At 40.2% G+C, this 19350-nt stretch carries 16 protein-coding genes and 1 pseudogene; 14 read left to right on the top strand and 3 right to left on the bottom strand.

The window, feature by feature from the left end; genetic code table 11:
• Positions 1 to 57: 57 nt before the first annotated feature.
• Both J7338_RS14130 and rimI read left to right on the top strand, forming a co-directional pair.
• Positions 58 to 366 (top strand): hypothetical protein, encoded by a 309-nt coding sequence (locus J7338_RS14130; protein ID WP_210797650.1) that lies wholly within the window; start codon positions 58 to 60, stop codon positions 364 to 366.
• Positions 353 to 814, top strand: a complete 462-nt coding sequence (gene rimI, locus J7338_RS14135; RefSeq protein ID WP_210797651.1) for a ribosomal protein S18-alanine N-acetyltransferase — start codon at positions 353 to 355, stop codon at positions 812 to 814. The genes J7338_RS14130 and rimI overlap by 14 nt, the downstream gene beginning before the upstream one ends.
• Here the strand turns inward: rimI and J7338_RS14140 are convergent.
• On the bottom strand, positions 811 to 3480 hold the full coding sequence (locus J7338_RS14140; protein ID WP_210797652.1) for a hybrid sensor histidine kinase/response regulator: 2670 nt from the start codon (positions 3478 to 3480) through the stop codon (positions 811 to 813). The genes rimI and J7338_RS14140 overlap by 4 nt on opposite strands.
• Before the next feature lie 261 nt (positions 3481 to 3741).
• Here J7338_RS14140 and prfC point away from each other — a divergent pair, with 261 nt between their 5' ends.
• The 4 genes from prfC to J7338_RS14160 all read left to right on the top strand — a co-directional run bounded on the left by prfC (position 3742) and on the right by J7338_RS14160 (position 8832).
• Positions 3742 to 5325 (top strand): peptide chain release factor 3, encoded by a 1584-nt coding sequence (gene prfC / locus J7338_RS14145; RefSeq protein ID WP_210797653.1) that lies wholly within the window; start codon positions 3742 to 3744, stop codon positions 5323 to 5325.
• Positions 5326 to 5380: 55 nt separating this feature from the next.
• Positions 5381 to 7123, top strand: coding sequence for an arginine--tRNA ligase (argS, locus tag J7338_RS14150; protein ID WP_210797654.1), 1743 nt, complete (start codon positions 5381 to 5383; stop codon positions 7121 to 7123).
• 291 nt (positions 7124 to 7414) lie between these two features.
• Positions 7415 to 8053 (top strand): pyridoxamine 5'-phosphate oxidase, encoded by a 639-nt coding sequence (pdxH, locus tag J7338_RS14155; protein ID WP_210797655.1) that lies wholly within the window; start codon positions 7415 to 7417, stop codon positions 8051 to 8053.
• Between the two features lie 5 nt (positions 8054 to 8058).
• A complete protein-coding gene (locus J7338_RS14160) occupies positions 8059 to 8832 on the top strand; it encodes a TatD family hydrolase (protein WP_210797656.1) in 774 nt (257 codons plus the stop codon).
• On the opposite strand, the gene J7338_RS14165 is transcribed toward J7338_RS14160, so the two are convergent.
• Positions 8799 to 9419: an AhpA/YtjB family protein gene (locus J7338_RS14165; protein WP_210797657.1), complete on the bottom strand. Its 621-nt coding sequence runs from the start codon at positions 9417 to 9419 to the stop codon at positions 8799 to 8801. The genes J7338_RS14160 and J7338_RS14165 overlap by 34 nt on opposite strands.
• A gap of 297 nt (positions 9420 to 9716) precedes the next feature.
• On the opposite strand from J7338_RS14165, the gene serB reads away from it, so the two are divergent.
• Complete coding sequence (gene serB / locus J7338_RS14170; RefSeq protein WP_210797658.1) at positions 9717 to 10739, top strand: phosphoserine phosphatase SerB; 1023 nt, start codon at positions 9717 to 9719, stop codon at positions 10737 to 10739.
• Between the two features lie 9 nt (positions 10740 to 10748).
• Here serB and J7338_RS14175 read toward each other — a convergent pair whose 3' ends face one another.
• Positions 10749 to 13235, bottom strand: coding sequence for a PilZ domain-containing protein (locus J7338_RS14175; RefSeq protein ID WP_210797659.1), 2487 nt, complete (start codon positions 13233 to 13235; stop codon positions 10749 to 10751).
• Positions 13236 to 13615: 380 nt separating this feature from the next.
• Here J7338_RS14175 and radA point away from each other — a divergent pair, with 380 nt between their 5' ends.
• The 7 genes and pseudogenes from radA to J7338_RS21140 form a co-directional block, all read left to right on the top strand.
• Positions 13616 to 15001 carry a DNA repair protein RadA gene (radA, locus tag J7338_RS14180; RefSeq protein WP_210797660.1) on the top strand — a complete coding sequence of 462 codons (1386 nt, stop codon included), beginning with the start codon at positions 13616 to 13618 and terminating at the stop codon, positions 14999 to 15001.
• 157 nt (positions 15002 to 15158) lie between these two features.
• Positions 15159 to 16091, top strand: a complete 933-nt coding sequence (locus J7338_RS14185; protein ID WP_210797661.1) for a hypothetical protein — start codon at positions 15159 to 15161, stop codon at positions 16089 to 16091.
• Positions 16092 to 16664: 573 nt separating this feature from the next.
• Positions 16665 to 17003 (top strand): hypothetical protein, encoded by a 339-nt coding sequence (locus J7338_RS14190; protein WP_210797662.1) that lies wholly within the window; start codon positions 16665 to 16667, stop codon positions 17001 to 17003.
• A gap of 177 nt (positions 17004 to 17180) precedes the next feature.
• Positions 17181 to 17315, top strand: coding sequence for a hypothetical protein (locus J7338_RS20950; RefSeq protein WP_267459588.1), 135 nt, complete (start codon positions 17181 to 17183; stop codon positions 17313 to 17315).
• 1 nt (position 17316) lies between these two features.
• A complete protein-coding gene (locus tag J7338_RS14195; RefSeq protein ID WP_210797663.1) occupies positions 17317 to 17643 on the top strand; it encodes a Tse2 family ADP-ribosyltransferase toxin in 327 nt (108 codons plus the stop codon).
• Positions 17643 to 17858: a hypothetical protein gene (locus tag J7338_RS14200; RefSeq protein ID WP_197114842.1), complete on the top strand. Its 216-nt coding sequence runs from the start codon at positions 17643 to 17645 to the stop codon at positions 17856 to 17858. The genes J7338_RS14195 and J7338_RS14200 overlap by 1 nt, the downstream gene beginning before the upstream one ends.
• 143 nt (positions 17859 to 18001) lie before the next feature.
• Positions 18002 to 18228: pseudogene (locus J7338_RS21140) on the top strand (transposase); the annotation flags it as partial.
• Between the last annotated feature and the right edge of the window lie 1122 nt (positions 18229 to 19350).

Here is a 19350-nt window from a genome sequence, read left to right on the forward strand (position 1 = left end):
TTACATAGCCTTGATTACTTCTTATATTGTTCCAGTGTTTAAATCTACTGAGTTTTTATGCATACACGATACGCAGCTATTTTTGGTATAGAAAACCTCGAACTAAATCAGCATTTCCGATTACAGCCTGTCGCTGAACAACGTTCTTATGCACCAAGTGCAGCGCCGCAGGTAAATATAGAGCTAAGTACAACGCTATTAGCTGATTTAAATCGCGCTATTGCCCCATTAAGAATTAGCCAAGTAGTGCAAAGCGATACGCTGGCATGGCATGATGGTCAACTGAGTATTCCTAATCAACAGCTTAATGCTAACAATAAACGCGCACTATGGGCGCTGATGAGCACACACCTTGATAACCTTTGAATCTGTTACTGAATTATCCATTGATGCACTGATGCGTGTTGAAAACGCGTGTCACACTCATCCGTGGACAGTAAATACCATGCAATCATGTCTTGCTGGGCGTTACTTTAATTTAGCCGCGTTTAGTGAGCAGCAAATTATTGGTTTTTATATCGGTGAAAAAGCAGGGCCTGACTTTACTTTAATGGATATCTGCGTGGCACCTGATTTTCAGGGGAGGGGGATTGCAAAAAAATTGCTTGCCGCGTTTATTGAATATGGCGAAAAACACCACGCTGAAAACTTATTTTTAGAAGTTCGTGAAACCAATACTCGCGCCATCGCCTTGTATGAGCGGGCAGGCTTTAGTGAAATGTCGGTGCGTAAAAATTACTACCCAAGTGATGACCCATCAAAAAATGGCCATGAGGATGCTATCTTAATGGGAATGACATTACTTTTTGGTTAATGATTGTTCTTGTTGCAGGTATATTTTATCGCTTCAATTAAGCTCATTGCTAAATAGTCACGGCGGTTGTGATCAGAGCTACGTAAATTATCTTCAAGTGTAGCCGCCGCATGATGAATATTACTAAAACCAAAACAACCAGCACTGCCTTTTAAACTATGGGCCAGCGCTCTGAGTTGTTCCCATTCAGCATTGTTGTATAACTGTGTAACGTCGGTTAAATAATCCGGCAGTTTTAAGCGATAGTTGTCGTTGATCTGTTTAAACTTTTCGCTGTTAAGCAAGCTATCCCATTTTTTTTGACTGCCTTTTTCAATATTTAAGTAGCTAACAAGCAAATTTTCTAAGGCATCTTTATCGATGGGTTTAGCCAATGCTTCGTTACAACCAGCTTTGAGGTAGGTGTCAACATCATGCTTCATAACATTCGCAGTAAGCGCAATGATAGGACCATCATAAGCGGCGTGACGTAACATTTGTGTGGCTTCTAAACCACCCATTACAGGCATTTGCATGTCCATAATAATGAGCTGATAGTCATTCACTAGCGCCATTTCAACAGCTTCTGCACCATTGTTGGCTATATCAGGTTCAAGTCCCCATGTTTGCAGTAATAACTTGATCAGTACTTGGTTGTCAGGGTTATCCTCGGCGACTAATATATTGGCATCAAAACTATTTTCTGCAAACGAAAGTTGTAAGTCCTTGGTGGGCGTTAATTGGCTTAACTCAGTCAGCATTGGCACTGTTTGTTGTTTATCAGCAGGTAAGTTACAGGCAATTTGTATGCAGAAACAGCTTCCTTGGCCTGGCGTGCTTGTTACATGAACGTCACCACCAAGCAATTGTGCTAAATTTTTAGAAATACATAAGCCTAAGCCCGTGCCGCCAAAGCGTCGTGTTGTTGTTGTATCTGCTTGTTCAAAAGGTTTAAATATCCGCTCAACTTCTCGCTCTGACATGCCAATACCGCTATCTTTAATGGCAAATTCTATGAGTTGTAAATCACTGTTATAGGTAATATCTAATTCAATTAAACCTTGCTCGGTAAACTTCACTGCGTTGCTGGCAATATTAATGAGAATTTGTTTTAAGCGAGTGCTATCACTATTAATAATGCGCGGTAATGGTAAGTGAAAGTTGATATTGCAATTGAGCCTTTTCTCTTGTGACAAGGGCCGAATAATTGAATCTATATCATGCACTAATTGCACTATATCCAGGGGCTCTTTTTCAACTGCTAATTTTTCGGCTTCGATTTTAGACAAGTCTAGAATATTATTAATTAACTCAAGTAGATGCTTTGAGTTACGTAATATAGTGCTCAGATGCAAAGCATCACCGCTGGTTTTATTGCTGTGTAATAGTTGCTCAGTAAAGCCCATGATGGCGGTTAGTGGTGTACGTATCTCATGACTCATATTGGCTAAAAAGCGGCTTTTTAATTGGTTCGCTTGTTCCGCTTGGGCAATGGCCACCTCGAGTTGACTATTCATGGTTTCAAGTGCCTTGGTACGGCTTTCGACCTTATCTTCTAGGTGTTGCTTATATTCTTCAAGTTCGTCTTGATAATGACGAATTTGGTTCACCATGTGATTAAAATCATTAAATAATACCCCCACCTCATCATTATTATGGGCAGGCAAATATACCGACAAATCGCCGTCACCTACTCGATGGCTGGCTGCCCCAAGTAACTCAATTGGGTTAAGTAGTAAATTTCGAACCACAATAAAAATCAGCATCGGCAGGGTGATCACTGAGACTATGACAATCAACGCGGTAATTAAGCTGATAGCTTTACCTGATTGATACAGCAAAGCTTTAGGAATGGTAGAGACATAATAATAACCTCCGCTCATTTGGATGGCGTAAATCATCCGTTCAACTTTATCTATACTCGATAGCTCTATGGTTGAAAGTTTGCCTAGATCAGCTAATTTATGAACTTGTTTAAGTTCATATTCACTAATATATTGACCGCGCTTATCATAGTCTGAACTAAATAATATTTTCCCGTTATTGGTGAGTAGTAAATTCAGCGTATTGTTATAGGGGGCTTCTAAAATACTGGTATTTAAAATCGATGGTTCAACGTGTACGACAATAAAACCGAGTTGTTGCGGGCGCTTTAGGTAGTAATCGGCACTGTAAATACGTTGAATAAAATACAGGCTAGTGGTGCCATCTTGTTTTTGTACCATAAACTGCTGTTGGCGTAAGTTACTTTGTAATACTTGCGGGAAAAACGGGTAGTTGGTTGGCGCGGTATTTAAATTACTAGAGTAATAGGCATCACTTTGACCATCAGGTGAAATCAAATTCACGCTAATAATATCAGGGTAAGCTTCTGAGTAACTGGCAAATACATCCATTAGCGCGCCTAGCCTGCGAGTGTAATTATTATTGTCGCGTAAGTCATCGGCTAAAAAGTCACTTAGTACCGGGGAGGCCGAGAGTAACTTTGTAGTGGAATGGAATGAATCAATGTAATTGAACATTTTTTGTTGTTGCTGTTCAACAAAACGGCTAACAATTAGCTCAGCTTGTTTTTGCGTGGAACTGGTAACGTTGGTGAGAGTAAAGCCACCTAAAAACAATAACGGTAAAATCACCAACGGCGTGATATACCATAATAATCTTATACTTAACTTACTGGTTCTCATACCCAAACAAAATATCCTCCATGCAATCCACCAATAGTATGCGTTAGCGTAAAATTACACAAGTTTAGTGCGTTGGCTACTGCAATAGGGCTGGTATTATTTGAAACTAAATTATCAGCTAATTACTTACAATCGTTGCTTTTTTGGCTAAGACAAACAAGGTATAATACTGGCAATTCTATTTTCAAATTACAGTGCGCAGCAGAGCCCTTTGCTTAGGGTTGTTTTAGTGGCGTCTTGTTATGACTTAAAGCGGCTTACATGTCTAATTTATTAAATGAAATCAATACGCGACGCACGTTCGCTATCATCTCTCACCCGGATGCAGGTAAAACTACTATCACCGAGAAAGTACTGTTGTTCGGACAAGCTATTCAAAAAGCAGGGACTGTTAAAGGCCGCGGTTCTAACCAGCATGCAAAATCAGACTGGATGGAAATGGAAAAAGAGCGCGGTATTTCTGTAACTACCTCTGTGATGCAATTTCCATATAATAAAGCGCTTGTTAATTTACTGGATACCCCAGGACACGAAGACTTCTCTGAAGATACTTATCGTACTCTTACTGCGGTAGATTCATGTTTAATGGTTATCGATGCGGCGAAAGGCGTAGAAGATCGTACCCGTAAATTAATGGAAGTAACGCGCTTACGTACCACACCAATTGTGACATTTATGAATAAATGTGACCGCGATATACGCGACCCAATGGAGTTGTTAGACGAAGTTGAAACAGAGCTAAATATAGCTTGTGCACCGATCACATGGCCAATTGGCTGTGGTAAAGAGTTTAAAGGTGTTTATCATATTCACCGCGGCGAAACCTTGTTATACAAAACAGGCCAAGGCCATACTATTCAAGAAGTACGCAGCATTAAAGGGCTTGATAACCCTGAGCTTGATGTAGCGATTGGCGATGAGCTTGCTGGGCAACTGCGTGAAGAGTTAGAGCTGGTTATTGGTGCATCGCACGAGTTTGATTTAGAGCTTTTTTTAGCAGGTGAGTTATCACCAGTGTACTTTGGTACTGCGCTTGGTAACTTTGGTGTTGACCATGTGCTTGATGGCCTAACTGAGTGGGCACCAACGCCATTACCGCGTGAAACAGAAGACCGAACTGTTGTTGCAACAGAAGAGAACTTCACGGGTTTCGTATTTAAAATTCAAGCGAATATGGACCCTAAGCACCGTGACCGTATTGCGTTTATGCGTATTGTATCAGGCAAGTACAGCCAAGGCATGAAAATGAACCATGTACGTATTGGTAAGCAAGTCAGTATTTCTGATGCGGTAACCTTTATGGCGGGTGATCGTGAGCGCGCAGCAGATGCCTATGCTGGCGATATTATTGGTTTACATAACCACGGCACAATTCAAATTGGTGATACCTTCACCCAAGGTGAAAAGCTTAAATTTAGCGGTATTCCAAACTTTGCGCCAGAATTGTTCCGCCGTATTCGTCTGCGCGATCCACTAAAGCAAAAGCAATTATTAAAAGGGTTAGTACAGCTGTCTGAAGAAGGTGCAGTACAAGTATTTAGACCACTTATTAATAACGACTTAATTGTAGGCGCGGTTGGTATATTGCAGTTTGATGTGGTTGTAGCGCGTTTGAAAGCAGAATATAACGTAGATGCTTTATACGAAAGCGTGAATGTAAATACCGCACGTTGGGTAAGTTCGGATGACGTTAAAAAGTTTGAAGACTTTAAACGTAAGTGCGAGAGCAACTTAGCACTAGATGGCGGTGATAACTTAACTTACATAGCACCAAGTCGTGTAAATCTTAATTTATCAGTAGAGCGCTATCCAGAAGTGACGTTTAACCACACACGTGAAAACTAAACTTAAAAATTAATTTAAAGCCCGCCAACGCGGGCTGGTAAAGGTAATAAATTGCATGAATATTCGTACCCTACTAATTGAAAGAGCTATTGCAGCCATGACTGGCGCTGGCTTACCAGCAGATACTAACCCTGCGGTAACACAGAGTACCCGCCCACAATTTGGTGACTACCAAATAAACGGTGCTATGGGCGCTGCTAAAAAAATGAAAAGCAACCCGCGTGAGCTTGCACAACAAATTATTGATCACTTAGATGTAAGTGATATCGCAGACAAAACAGAAATTGCAGGCCCTGGTTTTATAAATATTCACTTAAAATCTGAGTTTTTAGCGCAAAGCTTAAAAGCGGCAAACCAAGATTCAAAGCTGGCTGTTGCCGAGCACGCGCAACCGAAAAAAGTAGTGGTTGATTACTCCTCACCTAACCTAGCTAAAGAAATGCACGTAGGGCATTTACGTTCAACGATCATTGGTGACGCGGTTGTTCGTGCACTGGAGTTTCGTGGCGACACGGTTATTCGTCAAAATCACATGGGTGATTGGGGCACGCAATTTGGTATGCTTATTGCGCATCTAGAAGATCAAATCGGCCAAGGTGTTGATTTAGATTCTGTGGCTCTTGCTGATCTAGAAACTTTCTACCGCGACGCTAAAAAGCGTTTTGATGACGAACAAGGTTTTGCCGATAAAGCTCGTGACTACGTAGTAAAACTGCAAGGTGGCGACGCGCACTGTGAAAAACTGTGGAAGTTGTTTATCGCAACCTCGGTAAAGCATTCTGAAGAAGTATACAAACGCTTAAATGTAACGCTTACACCAGACGACATCATGGCTGAAAGTGCTTATAACAGTGAGCTGAACAATATCATTAAGCTCTTACAAGATAAAAAAATGGCCGTTGAGTCACAAGGCGCACAGGTGGTGTTTTTAGATGAGTTGGCAAATAAAGATGGTGAGCCATCAGTGTTTATCGTGCAAAAATCCGGTGGCGGTTTCTTATACGCAACCACTGATTTAGCCGCCTGTGATTACCGTTCAAACAAGTTAGGCGCAGCGCGTATTTTAATTTTTGTTGATGCGCGTCAAAACTTACACTTCAATCAAGTAGAGCTTACAGCCCGTAAAGCCGGTTTACTACGTGATGAAACTAGCTACGAATTTTGCCCATTTGGCACCATGATGGGTGAAGACGGTAAACCATTTAAAACGCGTACAGGTGGCACGGTAAAACTTGCTGATTTACTTGAAGAGTCAATCACTCGAGCTGCTGCTAAGCTTGCTGAGCGCGAGTCTGACTTAACTGATGAAGAGCGCATTGAAATTGCCCGTAAAGTAGGTATTGGCGCAGTTAAATATGCTGACCTTTCTAAGCACCGTACCAGCGATTACATTTTCAACTGGGACAGTATGCTTAGCTTTGAAGGGGCAACAGCACCTTACTTACAATATGCTTATACTCGCGTACGTAGTATTTTCCGTAAATCAGGCGTAGACGCGGCAAGCTTAAACGCAGATGTTGCTATTGTAGAAGCACAAGAAAAAACCCTCGCGCTTAAATTGTTGCAGCTAGAAGAAGTGCTAGACCAAATGATCAGTGAAGCAACTCCGCATGTATTGTGTAGTTACCTATACGAGCTTGCCAGTCTTTACATGACATTCTACGAAGCCTGCCCAGTGCTAAAAGAAGGCGTAGAGCCAAGTGTACGTGATAGCCGTTTAGTGCTGTGTAATTTGGTAGCGGATACGCTGAAAACGGGCCTAGATCTTTTAGGCATTGAAGTCATGGAGCAAATGTAATCACCGTCGTATTTTAATCTAATACTGCGTTGTCCACTCGACTGACCCTAATCACATACAACTACGTATGCTCATAGGGATAAGTCGAGTGTCCGCCTTATCTTAGACTAAACTACTTAGGTGAACGTCTGCTGCGTGTAGTTCACTTTGACTACGTTGTCGTGCTTTTTTAGCCTAAGTCACATACAAAAACGTATGCTCTTTGGCATAAAAAAGCACTCCGCCTTGTCAGCACTTGCAGATAATTTTAGGTGCTAGGTGTAGCTTACAGCTGATAAAGAAGGATTTGATATGAAACTCGAAGATATTCGTCGCGAGTACCTGCAAAATGGGTTAAGCGAAGACAACTTGCTTGATTGTCCGTTTAAGCAGTTTGAAATGTGGCTTGAAAATGCAGTGGCGACACAAATGCCTGATCCAACGGCTATGGTGGTGGCAACGGTTGATGAAACCGGTCAGCCTTCACAGCGTATTGTGCTATTAAAGCATCTTGATGATAACGGGTTTGTGTTTTTTACCAATACGGGTTCGCGTAAAGCACAAGAGCTAAAAGGCAATAATAAAATCTCTTTGCATTTTCCGTGGCACCATATGGAGCGCCAGGTGATTGTTTATGGTGAAGCACAACCACTGCCAACTTCAGCGGTTGCCAAGTACTTTTTGTCACGTCCCAAAGAAAGCCAGCTGGCTGCATGGGCGTCAGCACAAAGTCGGCCAGTTTCATCGCGTAAAGTGTTGATGGAAACTTTTGCTAATATGAAAACCAAGTTTGCTAAAGGCGAAATACCACTGCCTGATTTTTGGGGGGGCTATTGCGTAGTACCGACTAAAATTGAGTTTTGGCAAGGTGGTGCACACCGCCTGCATGACCGCTTTATGTATCAGCGTCAAGCTGAGAATAGTTGGCAAATTACTCGTTTAAACCCATAAGTGTTATGGCATTTATTGATTCACACTGCCATTTAGATTTTACTGAATTTGATGCTTGCCGCGCACAACTAATTAATCAGTGTCAGCAGCATAACATTAAAAAACTAATCGTGCCGGGGGTTACCTTGGCACAATCCCAGGCGTTAATCGCATTTTCCGCGCAGCATACAAACGTTCGTATTGCCGCCGGTTTACATCCTTACTTTTTAGCTGAGTATCAACATAGCCATTTAGCAGCATTAACTGAATTTGCAGAGCAACATCGCTCGCAACTTATCGCTATTGGTGAGTGCGGAATTGACCGCAGTATTGATGACTTAGCCGTACAAACTCAGATTTTTGAGCATCATATCGCGCTTGCCAATCAGCTTGAGTTGCCTTTGATTGTGCACCACCGACAAAGTCATGACTTAATCGCCCAAGCATTCAAACGCTGCCAGCCTAAAAAGGGGGGGGTTATTCATGCCTTTTCAGGTTCAATGCAACAAGCACAGTATTATATTAAACAGGGTTTTAAACTCGGGGTAGGCGGGGTGATCACTTATCAACGAGCACAAAAAACACGTTCCGTTGTTGCTCAAATAGCACCGGAGCATTTACTACTAGAAACAGATGCACCTGCAATGCCGTTAGCTGGGTTTCAAGGGCAAATAAACACGCCGTTACAGTTACCCTTGGTGTTTGAACAGTTATGTCAATTAAAGCAGATCACAACGCCTTGCAAGGCAGGTTTTAAAAAGCAGCTTTATAATTCGTGCTCAGAACTTTTTCGGATATAACGATTTACTTGCCAGCGTTTTAAACCACGGCCTAATTGCCAAGTAAAAATACAGGTTATCACTAGCATCAGTAATACTTGGCGGCCTAAGTCATGAAAGCTGCTATGACTGGTTGCCACTGCTGAGCGGGTCAAATAAGTTATTGCAACAAACCCAAGAGGGCGATCGTCATCACTGATTATCGGTTCAACAAACGGGGTTTTAAGTTTACTAATCCCTGGGGTTGAATTAGGTAACTTGCCAAGTAAGTGATGCATTTGCCAATTGTCACTACTGGCGATAAGGACACCTTGATGATCGTAAATCGTTGCTGCTAGTACAAACTCATCTTTGCTAATGCTGTTACATAAAGCTGTTAATTCAGGTTTGTTTTTTTCAAGTAACGGTGTTTTAGCATTAAGTGCCATAAAGCGGGTTAAGCTTTTTGCTGTGCTATCGGCATTATCATAAAGTAGTTGATGGCTTTGAAAACTACTATTAACCGCAACCCAAGTCAGTAACAAAAAGCATGCCGCAGCAATGCTTAATCGCACTAGGCGTTGCCTAAGAGATGCTGAAATAGGGTTTTTAAGATGGTTATTTTTCATAGTCACCGTTTACGCTGCTGACAGCTTTTGCTTTTGATGTTACAACTAAGCCTAACTATAACCTTAAATCCTCCTTTATGGCGAATTAATACCAATCGACTTAAATATTTAGCCTTTCTAGCGTGCTAAATAAAGCGCTAACGGCGTTATAAATTTTTCATGTAGAACAACTGCATATCAAAATTTATGCCTTGTTATCACTCTATTTATCCGTCGCTATAAATGACCAATAACTTAACACGAGTGGTATAACTGTTATTTTACAGGGGAGACATTAGTATCATTTTTGGAGTCATCATGACATTGGACTGCTTTGCGAGCCTTTCATCAGAGCAATTGGCAATGCAATTGCCGTTAGGTAAATGGTATCACTATCAAGATGCCTTAGAAGAGCAAGAAAGCTTACCTAGTGATCCGCAAGGAATGTTTAGTATTGCTTTTTCAGGGGACTTTAGCGGCCAGCAATTAACCAGGATTGTGCAGTTTTTAGCGCAACAGCAATTTACAGTCACTGCACTATGCCGTTATCAGCCTGATCCAAACTTAACGCCGGCATTGTGTTTTTACACTGATACCGCAAAAGTGGGCATTAATCCTTTGGTACTGAATGAATTTTCCCACCCATTGGGATTTCAACTTGTACAAGTTAGTAAGCCACCGATTTTAACTAAGCCCGGTTTATTAGTAATGGATATGGACTCAACCGCCATTACGATTGAATGTATTGACGAAATCGCAAGGCTTGCTGATGTCTATGAAGATGTTGCAGCAGTAACGGCACAAGCGATGGCTGGTAAGTTAGATTTTAGTGAAAGCTTACATCAACGAGTCGCTAAACTTGCGGGTATTGAGCAAAACTTAATTGATGAACTAAAAAATAGTTTACCATTAATGTCAGGGATCAAAGCACTATGCCAAGTGCTAAAACAGCATAATTGGTATTTAGCCATTGCCTCCGGTGGCTTTGTACCGTTTGCAGAACAAGTACAAAAACAGCTTGATCTAGACGAAGTGCATGCCAATGTGTTGGAGTTTGAAGATAATAAGTTAACAGGTAAAGTGCTAGGCACGATTGTTGATGCGCAGCAAAAAGCCGTGGTGTTGAGTCAATTACAGCAGCGATTAAACTTACCTATGCAACAAACTGTGGCAATCGGTGATGGTGCAAATGATTTAACCATGATGGCCGCAGCAGGGCTCGGTGTTGCGGTACACGGTAAACCAAAAGTAGTTGCACAAGCCCCAGCAGCAATTTGCCAAGGCTCTTTGTTACAATTATTATATTTATTATGTATTCCTGCAGTTAAGTCGGAAGGCTAAGTCAGAAAGTTAAATCAGCCGTTTAAGCCAAATCTGTTTACGCTTATTCATTTGCTCTATCAGCTCTGCTGTAAAGTCCAAATGAGTAAGCGCTTCATCAGTTACGTCAACCATGTCACCAACGCCAACTACTGACCATAACGCTTCTTCAAGATCTTTGGCTTTATGCAGTGCATATTGGCTTACGTATTTTAGTTCGTTAGCTAAGTAGTCCGTATCGGGGCGGCCAGTGCGTGAAATATAAATACGCATTATAAAGAGTAACTCAGATTTAATCCCTTTCTTTAAAAAGAGTAACTGTGGGGCATAATCATCGCCAACACTGCACTGGCTTTTTATAGCGTCTTCAATGGTTGATTCTTTAGGATCAAAACGAATAAATAAAGTGAAAGGTAATGGTGGATCTTGACGACTGCGATCTTTTATAAGCGGAGTGATCACCTCATTGAGGTGCTCTGGCGATAAAAAAGCATCAATGCTGGTGGTATCATTAAGCAAGCCATAGTTTCGTAAAATTATATGCAATGGGCTTGGGTACAAGCCTTGGCCGATAGCTCCTGTTTTAAAATGTGCAGCTTCCTTATGTAGATAAAACGGGAATTGGCAAACACTTTTAGTGACCATATTTCGCAGTGCTGTCGATAACCCTGGCACCTTAGGCGCTTCTTCAGATACTTTTAATTTTTCTTTGTTGTTTTCAATTAACTGTGTAAAAAATTTTACGCCCTCGTGTGGGTTGTCTGCAATACGTAAGGCTTTTAAGTTGATAGTAGTTAACGACTTACTGACTGCCATTACTTCGTATTTTAATTTGCTAAGTACATGCTTTTTGGTTATTTTTTGAAGCTCAGGTAAGCTGAGTTCAATCACTTCACCTTTTTGAAAAGTAACCGGTTGGTCGCACTCAATTTGTAAACCCATTACCGAAAAATCTCGACTATGGGCAATGTGTGTTTGCTCATCGTGAGCTGTTAGTACCACATCAGTTTTATACAAATAGCGTTTGTGAGAACGCAGATTTACATACTCTAGATCAACGGTTTCAAGTTTTGGTGGCGTTTTATGTTTACCATGCCCAAAGTGCTTGAGCTGGTTAACTATATTCTTATCGTAATTAAAGCTTTGATAATGGACTCGTTCAGCGTTTGTTCCGACCGCAGTTAAAATCACAAGGTATTTTACGTCTTTGATCATTCCTTGTACGCGAGGCGTTGGTGGCTTATTTAATTTTTCAATATTTCTGCCAGCGGTATTTGGCAAACTCAGAGGAATATATGAATCTTCAGGGTGACTTGGCATTAACTGTACTTTAAAGCATTGCCAGCTTTCTTTTTGACTACCAAAACCAAAAAATAATGCGCTTAATTTTGGCTCAGCAGTCAACTCAGTACGTGTTGCAGAGTAATAATATATTTTACCAGCAACCACGTGCGTAAAGCTGTATAAATACTCCTCTTTAACTTGGGCTGGGTTACTTAATAACTGAGCTAAGCGTTGTTGATTTAAAATTGTGTATAAACATGACAGCTTGCGCTCATCACAAAAATAACGCTGGATGAAAATATTATTTTCAGTAGTCAGCATTAAACTTGGGTAGAGCTTGTCATTTTGCAGACTAAAAAAGGTAAACAAAGACGTAACACGCGGAATATAATACTGCTCATAACCTTTTGAGACCACGGCATCTAAGGTGTTATCTAAGTTTACTTTATAACGACGCTTGTTGCCGTGAATAAAGCTTTCTAAAAATTCATCAAATTTTGCGTTATTTTCTATAAACGTGCGTTTTAAGCGAATATGATTAAATTCCGCAGAGATTTTCTCAACTGCAACAACTTCATATTGAATGCCGTTTTTTAAACCTAATTCAAAATCTTGCTCAAGACCGACTAAGCGTAGCCCTAGCAACTGCCCCTTTTTGACTTGATAGCGCGGTGAAAGCTTTATTTTTGAGCCACTTAAAGAAATATCTGATGTAGTGGCAGCAATGGTGTTGTCTTTGTTGAGTTCTACAGTGATTTTGATCGAATAATTCATCCGTTCTTCACAGCGACTTTCATAAGAGGCAAATTTAATAACCTGACAATCTAATTTTTGTTCATTTTGTAATTCAGGTTGCTTAGCTTGTTCAGCGGCTTTTTTTTGCATTACACGATGGTTATTATCGGTGTTCATTACTGCTTCGTAAACAGCAAGGGTATAACCACCATGGCGTTCTATAGCTTGTTCAAATACCGCAATAGCGGTTTCATCCATAAAGTGTTGCTTACCTTCATACTCATAAGGCTTCACTTGACCTGTTACTTGGCCGCGTAAATCAATAAACCGAGCGATAGGTTGCGACAAGCGCGACATTTCCATCTTGATCAAGAACTGCTCAGGCTTTGTTAAACCCGCCGTCTTCGATTTAAAGATCGTGTCAAATTTGGCATTACCTAAATATGATTTAAGCTCGTCAACTAAACTTTCATATTTAAGTAGAGTGTCTTCAGTCATTTATAAAACCATCACCGTCTATTCTAAAAAGTTGGTATACTGCACATGTATTTACACACTCACTTGGTTGCTGGTTTGCCCCTGTGCGGTGTAATGAGCTACCATCTTTAATTTTTATTATTTGAATTCAGTATGAAATTGCCAAATTAATGGCTCATTACTTTAGTTTATTAATCAAAAAAGCCCAAGCTCAGAAAATTAAGCAAAAACTATGCCCTAAAATAAAAGTGATAAACTTTGCTTTTTATATATCTCGATTGTGGCGTTGAATTGCCTAGTTGGCAAGGTCAATATGCGATAACAGAGAACAGCATGGCAAACTAAGCATTACCTAGTATTAGCATAAATAATTTCAAAATGACGAATATAGGCAGACGTTAATGGCAAAAGCGGCAAAAATAGAGTTTGTTTGCACCGAATGCGGAATGAACTACCAACGCTGGCAAGGACAGTGTCGCTGCGGCGCATGGAATACCTTAGCCGAATTTAAGCCCTCAGCAGGGCAAACTAAAAAAGCAGCAACGCGCAGCGTTGTTGGCGGCTATGCCGGTGGAGTGGGCGGCGGATCTAAAAAAATTAACGACATCTCAACCACCGAAGCCGAAAAGCAACTCACCGGTATTGGTGAGCTTGATCGCGTGTTATCTGGTGGCGTTACCACAGGCTCGGTGAATATTATTTCCGGCGATCCAGGTGCGGGTAAAACCACTTTATTGTCTGACTTAGTGGCCCGCATGTCTCAACGTATGCCATCGCTATACTGCACCGCAGAAGAGTCGTTATCGCAATTTAAAAATCGTGTTAATCGCTTAAAGCTCGATTACAACCCAGACGAACTGTATTTGTTATCAGAAACCAGTGTTGAAACCATTATCGAAGAGCTTGAAAAAAATAACATCAAGTTTGCGGTGATCGACTCCATTCAAGCGGTTGTTACTGATACCGCCAACGGCAGCCCTGGCTCACCGTCACAAGTTAAAAGTGCAGCGCAAGCGCTTACACAGTACTGCAAGCAAAACGACGTCACAATGTTTATTATTGCTCACGTAAATAAAAACAATGAAATAGCGGGGCCGCAAACCTTAGTGCATATTGTTGATGCGTTATTACATATTGACACTAACGACGGGCAAATACGTACCTTGCGCGCCAATAAAAACCGCTTTGGTGACATTGATACTGTGGGCATTTTTAGAATGTGCGAACGCGGCATGTTAAGTGTTGATAACCCCAGTGAAATATTTTTATCGGGATCAAGTACCGACTCGCCCGGTTCAACCATTACTTGCATTCGAAAGGGTAACCGCAACTTGTTGCTCGAAATACAATGTTTAACCACCGAAACCGAGGCGGAGTTTCCACAGCGAGTGTGTGTAGGTTTAAATATGAACCGAATAAAAATGCTCACAGGTATTTTACGCAAGCACACTAAAACCAAAATCTTTCATGATACGTTTTTTAATATTGTTGGCGGGCTCAGAATTGATGAAACCGAAACCTGTATCGATTTAGCCTTAGTGACTGCCTTACTCAGTAGCTTAAATGAGTTTGTTGTACCGCGTACCACCTGCATAATGGGCGAGCTGAGCTTAAATGGCGATGTACGGCCAATCGACAGTGGCGTGCCGCGCGTTAAAGAAGCTGCCCAACATGGTTTTACCGAAATATTTATTCCATTTCGTAATTACCATAAATCAATGGAAGGGCTGGGTGCTAAAATAACCCCAGTTAAAACAGTGCATGAACTGCTAAGTTTAATTAATTAGCCACGCTCAAAAAAGTGCAAATCAATTTGCACTTACTTATGCTAGGCCTTATCAAAGGTATTATTGAATGATACGCTTAGCAAAATCTTAAGTCTAAAGCCGTTAGAGACTAAGCTAAATAACACGGTGATAATAGAAATCGTAATAAGGAAATAGAATGAAAAAACTCGTAACTGTTGCTGTTGTTGTCGCTGCGGCTATCGGTGGTGTTAGCTATGCAAATCATGCACTGACTCAAGAAGTTAAAGTAGAAGTTGATCGTCAGCTTGCATTAATGAGCCAGCAAATGGGTGTAACAACCAGTTATGAAGATATTTCGGCTAGCGTGCTTGGGCAAAGTGTTGAAATATCAAATATGCAAATCACAGGTTTTGATCAGCAGCCGGTTGCTAATATTGCGAGCATTGAAGTGGCGGGATACAAAGTAGATAAAATTGCCCCTCGTACCGAGTTGAGCATAAAAAACTTTACCTTTAGTGAGCATTTTTTAGCACAGTTACCACCAGACGCTAACAATAAACTCGCTGCTGCTAGCTATGATCTCCATACACTGATGAACTATGATGAAAAATCAGGTGATAGTGATATCGACTTTGCGCTTAATGCTAAAAATATTGTAGGCCTTAATTTTAACCTCGGTCTAGCAAAATCAACCGCACTGATGAATGCTTCATTAGCGCTGAGCAAAATGCAGCAACAACTAGGTAGTCAACAGCCGACTTTAGAGCAGCAATTACAGCAACAAACCTTACTAATGGAGGCGCTTGCAGAGATTGAACCACGCAGCATCGAAATTGCCCTCAATAACGAAGGTGAATTTAAAGCACTCGTTGAACAAACACTTGAAAAGCAAGGTATGACGCTGGAGCAAATGCAGCAAATGGTCAACATGCAGCTACAACAAGCGCCAGTCAGCGAGGAGCTGAGTGAAGCGATTAAAAATTTCACGCAAGGCTTAAGCTCATTAACCGTGTCAGCAAGCTTGCCAGAAGGGCAAACCATGACCGAAATTAACCAACAGATCTTCACCCTAATGGGGCAACCAGAAGAACTGGCAGAGTTTATAAATTTAAAAGCGAAGGGCGAATAGCTCGTAGAGCTATAAGTTGTAAGCCTTAAGCGGTAAGTTTAAGACAAAATACAGTTTTGAGTTATTTTAAAGCGCGAGTTAATCTCGCGCTTTTTTATTGGCGATTCGGGGGAGGGACTAGGATTTAGGCGCTAGGAAAACCAAAGCAGGTCGGCGTAAAATTTATTATCGTAGGTTGTGGTTCAGAGCAACGAAACCCAACGGTGAAAATTAAAGTTTAGAGATGGTTTCAAGTGGGAAACTGACGTTGATATAGGTTTAGGATAATAACTCATTGAATTATCAAGCTGTTGTTTGCTCCCATATTCAGGAAAATGAGCGACACGCGTATCTTTATCTGCTTTATTTTCCTGTATTCATAAACAAACAGTTTTGAGTTTTTTAACAACTCGCGGGTTTATTTCTTGTGATTTACAGCAACAAAAAAACAACAAAGATAAATCCCTTGATTTACATTTAGATACAGAGTTAGACTGAAAGTATTAAAAAACTCAAAAGATTTTCTGTCTGCAACTTGTGGTTTTAGCTCCTTTGAATAAGCTGTTATATTTATTAACCAACCAGAGTATACATATGAAAAAACTGTTATTTATTATCTTTACAATATTATCCCCACTAGCTTATTCGTCCACAATAGATTGCCAAGGTTTATATATTGGTAGGATATGGGTAGAGCAAGGTGTGGGGTTAAAAGCCGTTGTGTATTTAAACAATCCTACTACAACGTCAGGATCGTATTGGAGTTACTTTACTGAATGGTCTCCAGAAGAAAAAAAAGAAGCATTATCTATATTAATGATGGCTAAGGCTTCTCAGCACAGAGTTAATGTAGTAACAACCAAGGATAATAATTGTGGATTACAAGATGGCAGTACAAATACAAAAGCACTTTATCTGGCTACTAACCCATAAATATAACAAACGGATAACGTGCAAATAACGCTTGGTTTGTCGCTTCGCTCAATTATAACCAAGCGTTATTTGCACGCTATGCGGACGTTCCGCTTATTAAGGCTTATTCTACAGGCTCGTTAACATTAAAAATCATGGCTTAGGTCAGGTCATATCAACAAAGCAAAGGGAAAAATTATGGATAATGTAGAATTGCTAGAAGATGTATTATTAGAGTCAGGAAGTATTGACCGTTTTTTTGGTCGTAAAATACCTGTAGACTTATGGAGGGCAAAAAAAGTAAAGAGCAAAGAACAAAGAACCTTTATTTAATTTGGTTGAAACTGAAGTTGAGCGAAAAAGAGGTGCTCCAAGAAAGCCTGATATAACAATTAAAAATGATAGAGTACTAGTTAGAGATAGACCTAGAGGAATAAGTACTTTTGATAGACCAAATACTTTCAAAGGGCACTGGGAATATTATAAACTCCCCGCAGGTTCTTTATTACCAAAAGGATTAGTTATAGTGAGAGATTCTTATAATCCAGTATTTAACGCAACCCACCATACTATTGCCCCTGAAAGAGATATGTCAGTCGTAAGGTTTAAATTATTACTTAACGAACTTACCAATATGATTGAAAAAGATGAGGTAGCGTAATGCAAATAAAAGATGACTGGTTAGCAACTATCTTATGCGCACTAAATGATTCAATAAAATACAATGATACATTAAGAAATAGCGAAACAGTTTCAGACGTAGAAGACATTGAAGAATGGTTAATGCAAATTTTTGAGTGCAAAGAATATTTACAGGAGGAAATTGTTAAAAACCCTGAACTCCTCAGTAAATTGGAAAAGCATTTTAAAATTTAATGCTAACTGGGTAGCCGGAGGTCTCTAACTTCCAGCCCCCACACCACCCATCATGCGCTTTTTATTATAGGAAGTGCAATGGGCGGTTCATCTCCCGTAATGAATATTGATCCAGAAATCTAAATCCACCGTTAGCTATAATAATCAAAGTCAAAATAGACAGCCCAATGGGGCGACGGCAGCTTTTTATTGAAGGAATGGCAAACGACTAGGCTGTATAGAGCCTGCATTCCTTTAAATAAACAGCGGAATTACAGTTAACAAAGGCATGAATAAATTGACCTTACGCGGTCAAACGAAAGTGAATGCCCAATGGCAACTGTATTGCTTAGTTCATAATATAGAAAAGCTGCAAAACACGATGCATTAATTAGAGTAAGCCCTTATCACCTCAAATAAGTCACTCAAACAGCTGCAATCCCTTCCAAAACCGCCAATTAAAGCAACAGCAAATTCTCTTTTTATATTTTACGTAAAATCGAAGTAACTAATTGAATCAAAATAGGAACTCGGCTATGGTTAATGCATCAATAAAAATAAATTAAAAACGGGTTATTCTGCAGGCTCGTTAGTTGCACTGGAAAAATATGAGTACAGCTGGAATTATCATTTTTGTGTTCCTACTTATCACATTTACCTTCACTTTTAGAAATTTCGTCATTTTCATAACAGCTTTTTGGCGTGGTAAATTTAAACTAAAAGAGTGTAATTGCTGGTTGTTGGGTTTTATTATTTTTGTATTAACTTTTAGTGTCACAACGCATTTTCACGAAGAATTAGGTATAAAGAAAACTTGTGCACAAAATGCTGCAACTTGCTGAGTGGGTGCAACTTAACACATATGAGCCTTAACTCTGTCAATAGGCACTAGTATTTTATTTGACCGTTTTTATAAATGGAGGGTCAATTCTAAATCAATAAACAAATTCGTTTACTTCGTCTGTCGATGCGGCTGTTAAGCAAGTTGCTTACGGCAAACACATATAGGCGCGTTACGCAGTAATCGATTCCAGGTTTTTCCCATATCCTTTGGGGTCGCTGGGGCACTACGACTAAATGGATTTAGGAGGTAGAGCGAAAGCAGGATACCAGAGCCGAGACATTCATCGGTTAACCTCATCATGGTACTATTCAAGGCGGCTGGTTTCATTATTGGTAAAAGCATGAGCAGTTGACCTTACGCGGACAAACGAAAATGAATGCATTCACTTCATTCTGCGGCAACTATATTGCTTAGTTTATAATATAGAAAAGCTGCAAAACACGATGCATTAATTAGAGTAAGCCCTTATCACCTCAAATAAGTCACTCAAACACCTGCAATTCCTTCCAAAACCGCCAATTAAAGCAACAGCAAATTCTCTTTTTATATTTTACGTAAAATCGAAGTAACATTTACGCAAGTATTGATGATATGCGAAAAAATAGGACTGGTACTTTTCTTTACACATTTTTTTTGCAAAATTTATAGTATCAACCACTGTTGTTATAT

The sequence above is a fragment of the Pseudoalteromonas ostreae genome, assembly GCF_018069805.1.
GTDB lineage: Bacteria > Pseudomonadota > Gammaproteobacteria > Enterobacterales > Alteromonadaceae > Pseudoalteromonas > Pseudoalteromonas ostreae.